The sequence below is a fragment of the Streptacidiphilus sp. EB129 genome (assembly GCF_041262645.1).
Taxonomy (GTDB): Bacteria; Actinomycetota; Actinomycetes; order Streptomycetales; family Streptomycetaceae; genus Streptacidiphilus.
Map to the genome: position 1 here is coordinate 104,483 of NZ_JBGCCS010000021.1, position 15,890 is coordinate 120,372.

Below are 15,890 nucleotides of genomic sequence, written 5' to 3' on the forward strand. Positions count from 1 at the left end.
CTCATCCCTTCGCCCCGGGCGCGAGCCGGCGCACGAAGTCCAGGCTGCCCTCGAAGATCGTCTCGGCGTCGTGGTCCAGGGTCGCGACATGGAAGCTGCGTTCCAGCAGCCGCTCCTCGACGTCGGTCGAGGAGATCCGCGACAGCAGCAGCGCGCCGCTGCCCGGTGTGACGACATGGTCCTGCGGGCTGCGGAACAGCAGCAGCGGCTGGGTGATCTGCGGCAGCTCGGCCTGCACCACCTTGGTGAACTGCGCCATGGAGTGTGCCGCGTGCAGCGGGTTGCGGGTGTAACCGCCCTCGTCGACCCCGGGCTTGGCGACGTCGTTGGCGATCCCGGGCAGGCTGGGCACCAGGTGCCGGACCACCGGCAGTGCCCGGTGCGCCTGTCCGGGCATCTTGACCAGCGGGTTGACCAGCACCAGGCCGGACACCGCCGCGCCGTGCCGCGCGGCCAGGTGCAGCGAGAGGGCGCCGCCCATGGAGAGGCCGAACAGGAAGACCTGCTCGCACTCCTTGGACAGCAGCTCGAACTCGCGCTCCAGCGTTGCGTACCAGTCCGGCCAGCGGGTCATGTTGAGGTCACGCCAGTGCGTCCCGTGGCCGGGCAGCAGCGGCAGCGAGACGCTGAGGCCCTGCGCGGCGGCGGCCTCGGCCCAGGGCCGCATCGAGAACGGCGAGCCGGTGAACCCGTGGCACACCAGGACTCCGACCGGTCCGCCGTGGTGGCGGTACGGTTCGGCACCGGGCATGAGCGGCATCTGCGGCTCCCATCGCACTGGCAGTTACGTCGACAACAGCTACGTCAACAACGGGGTTGACCGGCATAGTCCCACGCGGGCGCGGTACCCGTACAGCTCACCCGGAGCCGAGCGGCTAAGGTTCTGGGTGGTTCGTGAATCTGGAGGCCAGGGTTGTTCTACCGACTGATGAAGTTGATCGTCGCTCCGCTGTTGAAGATCTTCTTCCGTCCGTGGGTCGAGGGAATGGACAACATTCCCGCCGAGGGCCCGGCGATCCTCGCCAGTAACCATCTGTCCTTCTCGGACTCGTTCTTCCTGCCCGCGCTGCTGAAGCGCCGGGTCACCTTCATCGCGAAGTCCGAGTACTTCACCGGAACGGGCGTCAAGGGCAAGTTGACGGCCGCGTTCTTCAAGGGCGTCGGCCAGCTCCCGGTGGACCGCTCCGGGGCGCGCGGCGCAGGCGAGGCGGCCATCCGCAGCGGCATCGAGGTGATCGAGCGCGGCGAGCTGTTCGGCGTCTACCCGGAGGGCACCCGCTCGCCCGACGGCAAGCTCTACCGCGGCAAGGTCGGCGGCGTGGCCCGGATCGCGCTGGCCACCGGCGCTCCGGTGATCCCGGTCGCGATGATCGACACCGAGAAGCTGCAGCCGCCCGGCCAGGTGAAGCCCAACTTCGGGGTCCGCCCCGGCATCCGCATCGGCGCCCCGATGGACTTCTCCCGCTACCACGGCATGGAGAACGACCGCTTCATCCTGCGCTCGGTCACCGACGAGGTGATGTACGAGATCATGCGGCTCTCCGGCCAGGAGTACGTGGACATCTACGCCACCGCGGCCAAGCGCCAGATCCAGGACGCCAGGAAGGCGGCCAAGCAGGCCCCGTCCGACGAGGCCTGACCACGTTGCGCCGGGCGGCACCGGGGGTACCGAGGGGGGATCCGGGGTGGGGAGCGGCAGACCCGGCGACGGGTTCTCGGTGGAGCAGCCGCTGTGGCGTGCCTTCTCGGCGTTCCGGCTGCTGACGGCCCTCTACGCGGTGGGTCGCTACGCCGGGGACTCCAAGTACTACGACCACCGGCTGGCCGCCTGGGTGTTCATGGGCGTGCTGACGCTGTGGACCGTGGCGACCATGCGGGTCTTTGCCAGCCCGGAGCGCTGCGGCTGGAACTGGCTCAGCGCCGACCTTGGGCTGATCGTCGTCGGCAATCTGCTGACCAGGGCGTTCGACTCGCCGGCCAACCTCGCGGTGGCCGTCACGCTGCCGACCATCCGGGCCGCCGCCTCCGTCCTGGGCTTCGCGCTGCGCGGCGGCTGGCGCCCCGCCACCCTGGCCGCCGTGGTGGTGGGGCTGGCGAACGTCGCCGAGCGCGGACGGCTGGACTGGACCAACGCGCACAACATCGTGCTGCTGCTGGTCGCCGGCGTGGCCATCGGCTACGTGGTGGAACTGGCCCGTGCCGGTGAGCGGGCGCTGGCCACCGCGCTGGAGATCCAGGCGGCGACCCGCGAACGCGAACGGCTGGCCAGGGACATCCACGACGGAGTGCTGCAGGTGCTGGCGATGGTCCAGCGGCGCGGCGCCGAAGTGGGCGGCGAGGCCGGCGAACTGGGCGCGCTGGCCGGGGAGCAGGAGATCGCGCTGCGGACCCTGATCGGTGAGGGCCTGGCGCCCAACCCCTCGTACCAGGCCCCTCGCCGTCCGCTGCGCAAGCCGGGCGCGGAGCCGGACCCGGGTGCGGAGCAGGACCTGCGGGCGCTGATCGGACCGCTCGCCGGATCCCGGGTGACCGTGTCCGCGCCGGGCACCCCGGTGCTGCTGCCGGACCGTACCGCGACCGAGCTGAGCGCCGCTGTCAGTGCCGCGGTGGACAATGTGCGCAGGCACGCGGGGCCACGGGCGCAGGCCTGGATCCTGGTGGAGGACGAGCCGGGGGAGGTGGTCGTGAGCGTTCGCGACGACGGCCCCGGCTTTGCCGCGACGCGCCTGGGCGAGGCCGAACGGGAGGGCCGGCTGGGGGTGTCGCAGTCGATCCGGGGGCGGCTGCGCGATCTCGGCGGCAGCGCCGAGATCAGCTCCGCGCCGGGGCAGGGCACCGAGATCGAGCTGCGCGTGCCCCGGCAGCGCCGGTCGTGAAGGGGCGGGGCCCGAACGTCGGGGCTGAACGTCGAGGCCTGAACGTCGGGGCCTGAACGTCGAGAGGAGCAGCAGATGACGACCGATCAGCCGGCGATCCGGGTGATGGTGGTGGACGACCATCCGATGTGGCGGGAGGCGGTGGCCCGCGATCTCGCCGACGCGGGCTGCGAGGTGGTGGCCACGGCCGGTGACGGCCGCGAGGCGGTGCGCCGCGCCCCGGCCGCCGCCGCGCAGGTGGTGGTGCTCGACCTCAACCTGCCGGACCTGCCGGGCGTGGAGGTCTGCCGGCAGCTGATGGGCCAGCAGCCCGCACCCAAGGTGCTGGTGCTGTCCGCCAGCGGCGAGCAGGCGGACGTGCTGGAGGCGGTCAAGTCCGGCGCCACGGGCTACCTGGTGAAGTCCGCCAGCCGCGAGGAGCTGCTGGACGCGGTGCGCCGCACCGCCGCCGGCGACGCGGTGTTCACCCCGGGCCTGGCCGGCCTGGTCCTCGGCGAGTTCCGCCGGCTGGCCGTCGCGCCCTCCCCGGACGACTCCCGCGGCCCCGCCGCGCCGAGGCTCACCGACCGGGAGACCGAGGTGCTGCGGCTGGTCGCCAAGGGCCTGTCCTACAAGCAGATAGCCGACCGCCTGGTGCTGTCGCACCGCACCGTGCAGAACCACGTCCAGAACACCCTGGGCAAACTCCAGCTGCACAACCGCGTCGAGCTGGTCCGCTACGCGATGGAGCGGGGCCTCGACGACGACCGCTGACGCCGCGCCGCGCCCGCACCCCGGCGGGCGTTCCCGCTGTGCTCCCTGGGGTGCCCGTGCACGCCGGGGTGCAGTCCCCGGCCGCGCCGCTACCGTGAAGTGACAGTTCGTCACACTCAGGGGAGGGGACGGATATGCGGATCGGCGTGCTCACCGGCGGGGGAGACTGCCCCGGGCTCAACGCGGTCATCAGGGGGATCGTCCGCAAGGGCGTCCAGGTCTACGACTACTCCTTCACCGGCTTCAGGGACGGCTGGCGCGGGCCGCTGGAGGGCGCGACCACCGCCCTCGGCATCCCTGAGGTCCGCGGCATCCTGCCGCGCGGCGGTACGGTCCTCGGCTCCTCGCGGACCAATCCGCTCACCGTCGGGGACGGGCTCCGCCGGGTCACCGACAACCTGGCGAAGTACCAGGTCGACGCCCTGATCGCGATCGGCGGCGAGGACACCCTCGGCGTGGCCGCCGCGCTGCACCGGCACGGCGTCCCGATCGTCGGCGTGCCCAAGACCATCGACAACGACCTCAACGCCACCGACTACACCTTCGGCTTCGACACCGCCGTCAACATCGCCACCGAGGCCATCGACCGGCTGCACACCACCGCTGAATCGCACCGCCGGGTCCTGGTCATCGAGGTCATGGGACGCCACGCCGGGTGGATAGCGCTGCACTCGGGGATCGCCGGCGGTGCCAACGTGATCCTGATCCCGGAGCAGCGCTTCGACATGGAGCGGGTCTGCGCCTGGGTCGAGCAGCGGTTCCGGATCAACTACGCGCCGATCGTGGTGGTCGCCGAGGGGGCCATGCCGATCGAGGGCCAGATGGTGGTCAAGGACGACACCCGGGACGCCTTCGGCCACGTCCGACTGTCCGGGATCGGCGAGTGGCTCGCCCACGAGATCGAGGCGCGGACCGGGAAGGAGGCACGCACGACCGTGCTCGGCCACATCCAGCGCGGCGGCACCCCCAGCGCCTTCGACCGCTGGCTCGCCACCCGCTTCGGCCTGCACGCGGTGGACGCGGTCCACGATGGCGACTACGGGACCATGGTCGCGCTGCGCGGCACCGACATCGTCCGGGTGCCGCTGGAGCAGGCGACGGCACGGATCAAGACCGTCGACCCCGCTCTGTACGCGGAGTTCGACGTCTTCTTCGGCTGAGTGCGTTCTTCGGCTGAGGGCGGCGGAGGCCGACCGGCTCGGCCGTGGGAGCCCGGCCGTAAGAGTTGGCTGAGATCGCCCGTCCCCGTCGGGTCCGGGGACGGGCGATCTCAGCCGGTTGATGATGGATTGCCCGGTTCGTTGCGGAATCGTCCTCACCTGGCACACAGAAACCGCTGGCAGAGTCGCTTTCCAGCACCATCGGGAGGCCAGATGACCAGCACTGTCAGCACCCGACCCCGCACCGCCGGGGTCAGCGGCGCACCCTCGCCGCACGCCGACACCGTCGCCGGCGCGCTGCTCGCGGCGATCGGCGCGGGTGCGGTGGTGGTGGTGTTCCTGTGGTGGAGTGACACGGGTTCGGTGGTGAGTTCTGGTGCGTGGGTGACGAATGCGGGTCGGTTGTTCGGGTTGTTGGCGGGGTATGCGGCGCCGGTGCTGGTGGTGTTGATGGCGCGGGTTCCGGTGCTGGACCGGACGTTGGGCAGTGACCGGCTGGCGCGGTGGCATGCGATGGGTGGCCGGTACATGGTGGGGCTGGTGTCGGCGCATGTGGTGCTGATCGTCTGGGGGTATGCGCTGACGGACCGGAAGGGGCTGGTGGCGCAGACCACGACGCTGGTGTTCCACTATCCGGACATGCTGAAGGCGACGTTCGGGACGTTGCTGCTGTTCGGGGTGGGTGCGGTGTCGGCACGGGCGGCGCGGCGGCGGCTGAGTTACGAGGCCTGGTACTACCTGCATCTGGCCACCTATCTGGCGATCTTCCTGACCTTCTTCCACCAGCTCAGCAATGGTGCCGAGTTCGTTCTGGACACCAAGGCCCGGCTGCTCTGGTACGGCCTCTACCTGGGCAGCGCGGCGCTGATCCTCTGGTTCCGCTTCGTCCTCCCGGTCCGCGACGCCTACCGGCACCGGCTCCGGGTCGCCGAGGTGCGGCCGGAGGGCCCCGGGGTGGTCTCGGTCTTCGTCACCGGCGACTACCTGGACGAGCTCGCCGCCCGTACCCGGGCCGGCCAGTTCTTCCGCTGGCGCTTCCTCACCCCCGGCCTGTTCCTGGCCGCGAACCCCTACTCGCTGTCCGCCCCGCCGGGCCCCGGCTACCTGCGGATCACGGTGAAGGACCTCGGGACCCACAGCCGCAGCCTCGCCCGGCTGCGCCCCGGAACCCGGATCCTGGCCGAGGGCCCGTACGGCGCCTTCACCGCCGCGCGGCGCACCCGGCCCAAGGTGCTGCTGCTGGCCGCGGGCGTCGGCATCACCCCGATCCGGGCGCTGTTCGAGACCATCCCGGCCGCACCCGGCAACCTGACCCTGGTCTACCGGGCCAGCCGGGCCGAGGACCTGATCTTCCGGCAGGAGCTGGAGTCGATCGCGGCGGCGCGCGGCGCGCGGCTGCACCACCTGGTCGGCACCCGCGCCGAGTCGGGCGAGCCACTGCAGGCCAGGCGACTGCTGGCGCTGCTGCCGGACCTGCGCGAGCACGACGTCTACCTCTGCGGCCCGGACGGGATGGTCCGCACCGCCCGCGAGGCGCTGGACACGGCCGGGGTCCCGGCCCGCCGGATCCACCACGAGTCCTTCGAGTTCTGAGAGGCACCCCTGTTGAGAGGCATACCCGTGCTGCGACGCACCGCCCTCACCGCCGCCGGCACCGCCCTCGGCGTCCTGCTGCTGCTCTCCGCCAAGCCCCACCACACGACGGCCCTCGCCGCCCCGGCCGCCGTCGCGCCGGCGCCCTCCGGCTCGTCCTCGTCGGGCACGTCCTCCGGCTCGTCCGGTACGTCCTCGGGTGTGCGGTCGGTCACCGGCGGGGCGGTGGACACCCGCTGGGGTCCGGTGCAGGTGAAGGTCACCTTCAACGGCTCGAAGATCACCGCGGTCGACGTGCTGCAGCAGCCGGACGGCAACGACCGCGACGCGGAGATCAACGCGCAGGCCATCCCGATCCTCACCCAGGAGGCCCTGGCCGCGCAGAGCGCCACCATCGACGCCGTCTCCGGCGCCAGCTACACCAGCGAGGGCTACATCGCCTCACTCCAGAGCGCCCTCGACGCCGCCAAGTAGAGCCGCCCGCGGCGCGAGCCGCGCGGGAACGCCGGTGCCTCCCCGGGGCGGGCCGCTCGCCTCGGGGAGGCACGCCGGCGCTACCGGGGCAGGGCGACGGGCGCCCCGGGCGAGGTCTGCCCGGGGCTGAGCAGGCCGGCAAGCAGGTCGGCGACGATCTGCAGCCCGTCCAGGGTGAGTACCGACTCGGGGTGGAACTGGACGCCGGCGAAGCCGGGTCCGCGCACGGCGTGGACGTCGCCGGTGGCGGGGTCGCGGCTCACCTCCACCCGGCTCGCGGCCAGCCTCGCCGCGTCGGCGTCGTCGCACACGGCGGTGAAGGTGTTGTAGAAGCCGACCGTGCTCGGGGTGCCGAACAGGTCGATCCGCTCCTGGGCACCCTGGTACGGCACGGCCTTGCGTCGCAGCGGCAGCCCCAGCGTCGCGCACAGCACCTGGTGGCTCAGGCAGACCGCGAGCAGGCCGCCGGGCCGCCCGTTCGCCATCAGGCCGGCGACGAGCTCCCGCATCCGCCGCATCTTCGGGTCCACCGGATCGGCCGGGTCGCCCGGGCCGGGGCCCAGGACCAGCGGGCCCCGGTGCGCGGCGACCGCCTCGGCCAGGCCGGGGAGGTCATGGCGGCGCACGGTGACCCGGTGGCCCAGGGAGCGCAGCAGATGCGCCAGCATCGAGGTGAAGGTGTCCTCGCAGTCCACCACCAGCACTTCCGACTGCTCCGCCACGGATGCCGCCGTCGGGACGGGCAGCTCCGTCTGCAGCCGCAGCCAGAACGGGGCGAGGTTGCCACGCCGGGCGTCCAGTGCGGCCTGCACCCGGTGGTTCTCGGCCAGCCGTGGCCGCTCCTCGAACCCTCCGTGTCCCTGCGTCCCCGGCATGCTGTGCGGGCCGGTGCCGCCGGACCGGTCGCTCCGGCGCGGGAGCGCGCCGATGGCGCTCAGCACCCCGGCCGCCTTCGCGTGCGTCTCGGCGACCTCGCCGTGCGGGTCGGAGTGGCGCACCAGCGTCGCGCCGACCCGTACCGCCAGCCGTCCGGTCGCCGGGTCGATGTCGGCGGTGCGGATCAGGATGGGGGAGTCCATGACCTGCGCGCCGCCGGCCGTGCGGCCGATCAGCGCCAGCGCGCCCGCGTAGTAGCCGCGACCGGTCGGCTCGTAACGGGAGATCACCCGGGTGGCGTTCTGCAGCGGACTGCCGGTGACGGTCGCGGCGAACATGGTCTCCCGCAGCACCGACCGGACGTCCAGCGTGGTGCGTCCGCGCAGCTCGTACTCGGTGTGGGCGAGATGCGACATCTCCTTGAGTCTCGGCCCGAGCACCTGGCCGCCCAGATCGCCCACCGCGCACATCATCTTCAGTTCCTCGTCCACGACCATGGTGAGCTCCTCCAGCTCCTTGGGGTCGTTGAGGAACGCCAGCAGCGAGTCCAGGGTCGGCCCGGACTCCGGATAGCGGTAGGTCCCGGAGATCGGGTTCATCACCACCGTTCCGCCGGTCTGCCGGACATGGACCTCCGGGCTGGCCCCGACCAGGTAGCGTCCCGACGCCCCGGCTCCGGCACGGTGCTCGCCGGTGTGCACCAGGAAGGTCCAGTAGGCGCCGCGCTCCTGCTCCAGCAACCGCCGGAAGAGCGTCAGCGCCAGCGCGGGGGAGAAGTCCCGGAGGGTGCCGGTGAAGTCGCGGCGGATGACGAAGTTGGCCCCCTCGCCGCGCCCGATCTCGTCCTCGATCACCCGGCGCACGATCTGCGCGTACTGCTCGTCGTCCACGTCGAAGCCGCCGCCGTCCAGAGCCACCGGCAGCTGCGGGAGTGCCGCCCGCAGCTCCGCGAGCGGCAGCGTGTACGACTCGAGCACCCGTAGCGCCTGCAGCGGCGTGCCGTCGTCGTGGGCGTCGAAGCCGCGCTCGCGCAACTGGCGGTAGGGGACGAGGGCGAGCAGGTCGTGCTCGGGGCGGCCGGAGGCCGGGGCGCCGTCGGGGAGCGGCAGGTCCGCCAGCGTCGCATGGCTGCCGACCGGTCCGAACAGCACCTCGACGGTGTCCGGGGCGAGCCGGGGTGCGCGCCGGTGCAGCAGGGCGAACGGCTCACGGCCTTCGGCGAGCCGGGCGACGATCGCCCTGGTGCCGGCCGTGGCAGGGCGGGACGCGCTGCCGCCGGAGGCCGAGGCGGCGGAGGTGCGGGACGCGGTGCTGTCGGACTCGGTGCTGTCGGACGCGGTGGTGTCGGTCACAGCTGGGACCTTCCGGGAGCGGGCGGGCGGCGGGAGTGGTGCCGGCCGGCTCGGGGTGGTCGCCGCGCGGATACGCAGAACGGCCGCCCCGAGGGGCGGCCGTGGAGTCTGCGTGGGAACACGCGATCAGTGGGCCGCCTCGGGGACGGTCCACCACCAGAAGTTGGTGTGCTGCGTGTTCATGTGCTCGACCCTAGCCGATCACGGCCCCACGGCGCGGGAAGTCTGGTGGATGTCTCACCCATCGGGCTGCCGGAACATTTCGGATGCGTTACCCCGTAGCCTTAGCTCGTGACCGTGAACGCTGACTCCTTGGCCCAGGCTTACTCCTGGCAGTCCCTTCCCGCGGCGCAGCAGCCTGAATGGCCCGACCCCGAGGCTCTGCGCAATGCTGTCGCGGACCTCGCGTCCTATCCTCCGCTCGTCTTCGCCGGCGAGTGCGACCTGCTGCGCAACCGGCTGGCGTCCGTCGCCCGCGGTGAGGCGTTCCTGCTTCAGGGCGGCGACTGCGCCGAGGCGTTCGACGCGGTGTCGGCCGACCAGATCCGCAACAAGCTCAAGACCCTGCTGCAGATGGCCGTCGTGCTCACCTACGCCGCCTCGGTGCCGGTGGTCAAGGTGGGCCGGATCGCCGGGCAGTACTCCAAGCCGCGCTCCAAGCCGACCGAGACCCGCGACGGCGTCACCCTTCCGGTCTACCGGGGCGACTCGGTGAACGGTTTCGCCTTCACCCCCGAGTCGCGCCGTCCCGACCCGGAGCGGCTCAAGCGGATGTACAACGCCTCCGCCGCGACGCTCAACCTGGTCCGCGGCTTCACCACCGGTGGTTACGCCGACCTGCGCCAGGTCCACGCCTGGAACCAGGACTTCGTCCGCAACTCGCCCTCCGGTCAGCGCTACGAGCGCCTGGCCAAGGAGATCGACAACGCGCTGTCCTTCATGAACGCCTGCGGGGTGGACCCGGAGGAGTTCCGCACCGTCGAGTTCTACGCCTCGCACGAGGCGCTGGTGCTGGACTACGAGACGGCGCTGACCCGCACCGACTCGCGTACCGGCAAGCTCTACGACGTCTCCGGCCACATGGTCTGGATCGGCGAGCGCACCCGGCAGCTGGACCACGCCCACATCGAGTTCGCCTCGAAGATCAGCAACCCGATCGGGGTGAAGCTCGGCCCGACCACGACCGTGGACGACGCGCTGACGCTGATCGACCGGCTCGACCCGGACCGCCAGCCCGGGCGGCTCACCTTCATCACCCGGATGGGCGCGGGCCAGATCCGTGACCGGCTCCCGGAGCTGGTGGAGAAGGTCACCGCGAGCGACGCCCAGGTCGTGTGGATCTGCGACCCGATGCACGGCAACACCTACGAGGCGGCGACCGGCCACAAGACGCGTCGCTTCGACGACGTCCTGGACGAGGTCAAGGGCTTCTTCGAGGTGCACCGCGCGCTGGGCACCCACCCGGGCGGCATCCACGTGGAGCTGACCGGCGACGACGTGACCGAGTGCGTCGGCGGCGGTGACGAGGTCTTCGTCGACGACCTGCACCAGCGCTACGAGACCGCGTGTGACCCGCGCCTCAACCGCAGCCAGTCCCTCGACCTGGCCTTCCTGGTCGCGGAGATGCTGCGCACCTGAAAGCCGCGAGGCCGGTGGGCCCGATGTGACGAACGCCCCTCCTGGATCCGGCTTCCGGAACCAGGAGGGGCTTTTCGTGCTTCCATCGGTTGGGTAAGGTAAGCCTTGGCTACCTGCCAGCCGGCTGCCTGTCGAACCTCAGCCTGCCGAACCTCAGTCGTCCGCCGACCCCGTCTGGAGTGACCGCGATGTACGTGTGCCTGTGCCATGCGGTCACCGAGCAGCGGGTGCGCGACGAGATCGCCGCCGGCGCGACCACGCCCCGCCAGGTCGCCAACGGCTGCAGGGCCGGCACCGACTGCGGGTCCTGCGTCCGCCGGATACAGGCCCTGCTCGGGCACGAGGGCGCCCGCCCGTGCCCCACCGCCCGTCTCGCCGCCCGGCTCGGCCTCCCCGGCACGGGCACCGGCTCGGACATCGACTCCGACTCCGGCGCTGTCGGGGTGGCCCCGGCCGCGGCCGCCTGACCCGCGTCCGCGCACCCCGGGCTTCGGCCCGTCAGCTGCTCGGCTGCTCCACCAGGGTCGAGAGGTACAGCGGCTCGCCCAGCTTCTCCAGCAGCTCCAGCTGGGTGTCCAGGTAGTCGATGTGGTGCTCCTCGTCGGCCAGGATGTCCTCGAAGATGTTCGCCGAGGTGACGTCGCCCTTGGCGCGCATCACCACGATCCCGCGCCGGAGCCGGTCGATCGCCTCGACCTCGATCTGCCGGTCCGCCTGGAACATCTCGCCGACCGTCTGGCCCACCCGCAGGTGGAACAGCCGCTGGTAGTTCGGCAGGCCGTCGAGGAAGAGGATCCGGTCGGTGAGGATCTCGGCGTGCTTCATCTCGTCGATGGATTCGGAACGGGTGAACGCGGCGAGCTTCGGCCAGCCGAAGTTCTCCTGCATCTTGTAGTGCAGGAAGTACTGGTTGATCGCGGTCAGCTCGGCGGTCAGCTGCTCGTTGAGAAACTCGAGGACCTCGGGGTCGCCCTGCATGGGTGCGCCCTTTCTGTGCCGTTCAGTACGGATTTGCGCATCGTTGCACCCGGCACGGCCGAGATCCAGTAAGGGCACACTCGCCTCAGCCACCGCCGGACCCCGTTCACGCCGCCACAGGGTCGATCTGTCACCATGGGGACATGGGTCAGTCCGAGAACGAGCAGGCCACGGCCCACGAAGCCCCCGAAACCGGCACCCCGCCGACCCAGGCCGACCGGCTTCCGCCCGGTCAGCGGCTGCAGCGCGGCTGGCCGGTTCTGCACTACGGGCCGGTGCCCCGGTTCAAGCCGCTCAGCTGGGAGCTCCAGGTGTTCGGGGCGACCGCCTCGGGCGAGAAGTACAGCTGGGACCACCAGGCGTTCATGACCCTGCCGCGCACCACGGTCACCGCGGATCTGCACTGCGTCACCCGGTTCAGCATGCTCGGCAGCGACTGGGGCGGAGTGTCCACGGCCACCCTGCTGGAGCTCGCGCCGCCCGCCCCCGAGGTCACCCATGTCATGGTGTGGGCCGAGTACGGCTTCAGCTCCAACCTCCGGCTGGCCGACTTCGCCGACCCCTCCGCGCTGCTCGCCACGCACCGCAACGGCGACCCGCTCACGGTCGAGCACGGCTTCCCGGTCCGCATGGTCGTCCCGCACCTGTACGCCTGGAAGGGCCCCAAATGGGTGCGCGGCATCGAGTACATGACCGCCGACCGGCGCGGCTTCTGGGAGGAGCGCGGCTACCACAACATCGGCGACCCCTGGGCCGAGCAGCGCTACTCCTACCAGGAGGCCCCCGGCGAGGGCCCCGAGCTCTGACCTCGGTCGTTATTGAGTTGTCCGGGTTCTCGCCGCCCGGCAGGATCGGGGCATGGAACAGCCTGTCGAAGTCCTCCTGCACGAACAGGTCGAGCTGCGACGATGGCGGGTCGAGGACGTGGACGTCCTCGACCGGATCGTCGTCGAGTCCCTCGCCCACCTGCGGCCGTGGATGCCGTGGGCGGCCGAGCACTCCCGCGACAGCGCGCTGCAGTACCTGGTCGCCGCGCAGGACGAGTGGGAGGACGGGCGGGCGTTCAACTATGCGATCGTGAGCGACGGCCGCCCGGTCGGCTCGGCCAGCCTGGTGCGGCGGATCGGGCCCGGCGGGCTGGAGATCGGCTACTGGCTGCACCCCGGCTGGACCGGGCGCGGGCTGGTGACCATGGCCGTCGCCGCGCTGACGCGGGCCGCGTTCGAGCTGCCCGGGGTCACCCACGTCGAGATCCACCACGACGAGGCCAACAAGGCCAGCGGCGCGGTGCCGCAGCGGCTCGGATACACGGTGGTGTCCCGGACTCCGGACGCCGCCCGCGGCGCGGCCCCCGGCGAGTCGGGCGTCAGCGTGGTGCACCGCCTGGACCGTGCGTAGCTACCAGCGGTCGCGGTGCAGGACGTCGGCGACCGGGCGGCGGCGGACCGGTCCGAAGCTGCCCAGCGGGCGGCCGACCGGGATGACCGCGAAGGTGTGCACCTCGGAGGGGATGCCCAGGGCGGCCTTCCACTCGCGCTCCAGCATCAGGTGCCAGATGGTCAGGTTCGCCCCCAGGCCCAGCGCGCGCGCCGCCAGCAGCAGGTTCTGCACGCCCGGGTAGACGCTGGAGGCCTCCGCGAGCAGGCTGAACCGGCCGCCGCGGGCCGCCAGCCGGCCCAGCCCGGCGGTGCCGAGCTGGGCGACCATGCCGCGCAGCCCGTCCAGGTCGGCGGTCAGCTTGGGGGCCCGGTAGCAGGGGATGATCAGCGCCGGGGTGTCGGCGAAGTGGTCGCGCTGGTACTCGATCGCCGCCCGCATCCGCTCGTACGCGGCGTCGTCCATCGCGGCGGTGGTGGCCCGGCCGGCCGAGGCCAGGTAGGCGTCCACGCAGCGGGCCCACAGGGGGGCCAGCGTGGCCATCACCTGACGGTCGGTCACCACCACGTACTGGTAGTCCTGCGCGTTGGAGCCGCTGGGACCGTAGACGGCGGCCTGGACCAGCCGCTCCAGCAGCTCGTCCGGCACCGGCTCGGCACTGAGCCGCCGCATGGCACGCATCGTGGCCATGGTGTCGAACAGATCGGCTGCGACAGGTGAGGTCATGCGCACGAATACTACGGAGCATCCCGCGGGCGGGAGTCGGCGGGGCCGTGGTTGCGACGAGCCGTCAGGAACGTTCCGTCCGACGGCCGAACTGCGCCCGGGGAGACCCTAGAGCAGTGTGATGGTGACCTTGCTGCCGAGCGCGGCCTGGGAGCCGCCGTTGGGGCTCTCGATGTGGACGGTCGGGCTGCCGAACGGGTTGAGCCTGATCACCTGGACCTTGAACCCGGCCTGCTCCAGCGCCTTCCTGGCGTCCTTCTCGGTCATTCCGGACACGTCGGGGACGGTCGCCTGCTGCTGGCCCTTGGAGACCGTCAGCGTCACCGTGCTGCCCTGGGCGGCCTGCGAGCCGCTGGGGCTCTGTGCGGCGACCTGCCCGGCGTCGGCCTGGTCCGAGTAGACCTGGTTCGGGTCCAGCTGGACCGTGAACCCGGCGTTCTGCAGGTCCTGGGTGGCCTGGTCGACCGACTCGCCCACCACGTTCGGCAGGTCGACCGGGTCGGCGCCGGAGCTGACCACCAGGTTGACCGGGGTGTTCGGCTGCTGCTGGGTACCGCCGGCTGGGTCGGTGCTGACCACCGAGCCCGAGGCGACGTTGCCGCTGGTCTGCTGGCTGATCTGCCCCACCGTCAGGCCCGCGTCCTTCAGCGCCTGCTCGGCGGCCGCCTGGGTCCTGCCGGCCAGGTCGGGAACGGTCGGGTTGTCGGGGCCCTTGGAGACGTCCAGGGTCACCGTGGAGTCCTTGCGGATCCGCGAGCCGGGGGCCGGGTCGGTGCCGATGACCTTGCCCTTGCCGACGACGGCGCTGAAGTCCTGACGGACCGCCACGGTCAGCCCGTCGGCCTGCAGGGTCTGCGTCGCCACGCCCTGGGTCTGGCCCAGCACGCTCGGCAGCTGGGTGTAGAGGCCGTTCAGCGCCCAGGCGGCGCCACCGGCCACCAGGGTGAGCACCAGCAGCACCGCGGCCGGCATGGCCCAGCCGCGACGGCGGCGCGGCCGGCCCGCGGCCGCCCGCGACGGCAGCGGGCGGTCCTCCGGGACGGGGCGGCGGGGCATCACCAGGTCCGGCGGCAGCTGCCGCATGGCACCGGGTCCGAACGTCCCGGCGGTCCCGGCGGGCATCACCGTGGTCCGCTCCGGGGCGGACGCCCCGGCGACCGGGAGACCGGCCGGGCCGGGCTCGGCGTCCAGCTGGGCCGGGGCGAGCGCGCGGCGGATCCGCTGCAGCGCGGCGAGCAGTTCCACCGCGTCGGCCGGCCTGCGGCCCGCGTCCCGCGCGGTGGCGGCGACCGTTATCGCGTCCAGCTCCGGGGCCAGCCCCGGGACCAGGGTGGACGGCGGCGGTACGTCGGCGCTCAGGTGCTGGTAGATCACCTGCATCGGGGTCTCGCCGGTATAGGGCTTACGGCCCGTCAGCATCTCGAACAGCAGGATGCCGCAGGCGTACACGTCGGTGCGCGGGTCGGCGGCGCCCTGCTCGATCTGCTCGGGAGCGAGGTAGGAGACCGTCCCCATGACCTGTCCGGTGGTCGGCGCGCTCTCCCCGCTCACCGCCCGGACCAGCCCGAAGTCGGTGACCTTGACCCGGCCGTCCTCGGTCAGCAGCACGTTCTCCGGCTTCACGTCCCGGTGCACCAGTCCGGACCGGTGCGCCGCGCCGAGCGCGGCCAGGATCGGCTCCATGATGTCCAGCGCGGTACGGGGCGTCAGCGCGCCGCGGTCCCGGAGCAGGTCGCGCAGGGTCCAGCCGGGCACGTACTCCATCGCCAGGAAGACCGCGGAGCCGTCGTTGCCCTGGTCGAAGACATTGACCACGTTGGGGTGCGAGAGCCGGGCCACGGCCTTCGCCTCGCGGATGAACCGCGCGGTGAACTCCGGGTCGCTCGCCAGCCCCGCGTGCATCACCTTGAGCGCGATCACCCGGTCCAGCCGGGTGTCCAGACCCCGGTAGACGGTGGCCATGCCGCCGACGGCGATGCGCTGCTCGACCCGGTACCGGGCGTCGAGCATCCGCCCGAGAAGGGGGTCGTGCAGCGTCGTGTCCATCCCACGGAGTTTACGGCGACTGGCGGCGGCGCAGTACGCGA

General features: G+C 72.0%; 15 protein-coding genes. 10 read left to right on the forward strand and 5 right to left on the reverse strand.

What is annotated here, in order from left to right:
* Position 1: 1 nt before the first annotated feature.
* The gene (locus tag ABH925_RS24420) at positions 2 to 760 is read right to left on the reverse strand and encodes an alpha/beta hydrolase (protein WP_370151003.1); all 759 of its coding nucleotides are present in this window, start codon (positions 758 to 760) and stop codon (positions 2 to 4) included.
* A gap of 168 nt (positions 761 to 928) precedes the next feature.
* On the opposite strand from ABH925_RS24420, the gene ABH925_RS24425 reads away from it, so the two are divergent.
* The 6 genes from ABH925_RS24425 (at position 929) to ABH925_RS24450 (ending at position 6,856) form a co-directional block, all read left to right on the forward strand.
* Complete coding sequence (locus tag ABH925_RS24425; protein WP_370151004.1) at positions 929 to 1,639, forward strand: lysophospholipid acyltransferase family protein; 711 nt, start codon at positions 929 to 931, stop codon at positions 1,637 to 1,639.
* 46 nt (positions 1,640 to 1,685) lie between these two features.
* Positions 1,686 to 2,876 (forward strand): MacS family sensor histidine kinase, encoded by a 1,191-nt coding sequence (gene macS, locus ABH925_RS24430; protein ID WP_370151005.1) that lies wholly within the window; start codon positions 1,686 to 1,688, stop codon positions 2,874 to 2,876.
* A gap of 75 nt (positions 2,877 to 2,951) precedes the next feature.
* A complete protein-coding gene (locus tag ABH925_RS24435; RefSeq protein ID WP_370151007.1) occupies positions 2,952 to 3,629 on the forward strand; it encodes a response regulator in 678 nt (225 codons plus the stop codon).
* A 134-nt stretch (positions 3,630 to 3,763) separates the two neighbouring features.
* Entirely contained in the window at positions 3,764 to 4,789 is a 1,026-nt protein-coding gene (locus tag ABH925_RS24440) for a 6-phosphofructokinase (protein ID WP_370151008.1), read from the forward strand.
* Between the two features lie 213 nt (positions 4,790 to 5,002).
* A complete protein-coding gene (locus tag ABH925_RS24445) occupies positions 5,003 to 6,382 on the forward strand; it encodes a ferric reductase-like transmembrane domain-containing protein (RefSeq protein ID WP_370151009.1) in 1,380 nt (459 codons plus the stop codon).
* A 27-nt stretch (positions 6,383 to 6,409) separates the two neighbouring features.
* Positions 6,410 to 6,856 carry an FMN-binding protein gene (locus ABH925_RS24450; RefSeq protein WP_370151010.1) on the forward strand — a complete coding sequence of 149 codons (447 nt, stop codon included), beginning with the start codon at positions 6,410 to 6,412 and terminating at the stop codon, positions 6,854 to 6,856.
* Positions 6,857 to 6,936: 80 nt separating this feature from the next.
* On the opposite strand, the gene ABH925_RS24455 is transcribed toward ABH925_RS24450, so the two are convergent.
* Positions 6,937 to 8,967: an anthranilate synthase family protein gene (locus ABH925_RS24455; RefSeq protein WP_370151042.1), complete on the reverse strand. Its 2,031-nt coding sequence runs from the start codon at positions 8,965 to 8,967 to the stop codon at positions 6,937 to 6,939.
* 408 nt (positions 8,968 to 9,375) lie between these two features.
* On the opposite strand from ABH925_RS24455, the gene ABH925_RS24460 reads away from it, so the two are divergent.
* Together ABH925_RS24460 and ABH925_RS24465 are read left to right on the forward strand one after the other, a co-directional pair.
* Complete coding sequence (locus tag ABH925_RS24460) at positions 9,376 to 10,722, forward strand: class II 3-deoxy-7-phosphoheptulonate synthase (RefSeq protein ID WP_370151011.1); 1,347 nt, start codon at positions 9,376 to 9,378, stop codon at positions 10,720 to 10,722.
* A gap of 188 nt (positions 10,723 to 10,910) precedes the next feature.
* Positions 10,911 to 11,189: a bacterioferritin-associated ferredoxin gene (locus tag ABH925_RS24465; RefSeq protein ID WP_370151043.1), complete on the forward strand. Its 279-nt coding sequence runs from the start codon at positions 10,911 to 10,913 to the stop codon at positions 11,187 to 11,189.
* A 31-nt stretch (positions 11,190 to 11,220) separates the two neighbouring features.
* Here ABH925_RS24465 and bfr read toward each other — a convergent pair whose 3' ends face one another.
* On the reverse strand, positions 11,221 to 11,700 hold the full coding sequence (gene bfr, locus ABH925_RS24470) for a bacterioferritin (protein ID WP_370151012.1): 480 nt from the start codon (positions 11,698 to 11,700) through the stop codon (positions 11,221 to 11,223).
* Between the two features lie 143 nt (positions 11,701 to 11,843).
* On the opposite strand from bfr, the gene ABH925_RS24475 reads away from it, so the two are divergent.
* Complete coding sequence (locus ABH925_RS24475; RefSeq protein WP_370151013.1) at positions 11,844 to 12,506, forward strand: sulfite oxidase-like oxidoreductase; 663 nt, start codon at positions 11,844 to 11,846, stop codon at positions 12,504 to 12,506.
* Positions 12,507 to 12,558: 52 nt separating this feature from the next.
* Entirely contained in the window at positions 12,559 to 13,098 is a 540-nt protein-coding gene (locus ABH925_RS24480; RefSeq protein ID WP_370151014.1) for a GNAT family N-acetyltransferase, read from the forward strand.
* On the opposite strand, the gene ABH925_RS24485 is transcribed toward ABH925_RS24480, so the two are convergent.
* Together ABH925_RS24485 and pknB are read right to left on the reverse strand one after the other, a co-directional pair.
* The gene (locus tag ABH925_RS24485) at positions 13,099 to 13,803 is read right to left on the reverse strand and encodes a nitroreductase family protein (RefSeq protein ID WP_370151015.1); all 705 of its coding nucleotides are present in this window, start codon (positions 13,801 to 13,803) and stop codon (positions 13,099 to 13,101) included.
* Positions 13,804 to 13,911: 108 nt separating this feature from the next.
* Entirely contained in the window at positions 13,912 to 15,849 is a 1,938-nt protein-coding gene (gene pknB, locus ABH925_RS24490; protein WP_370151016.1) for a Stk1 family PASTA domain-containing Ser/Thr kinase, read from the reverse strand.
* Positions 15,850 to 15,890: the final 41 nt, after the last annotated feature.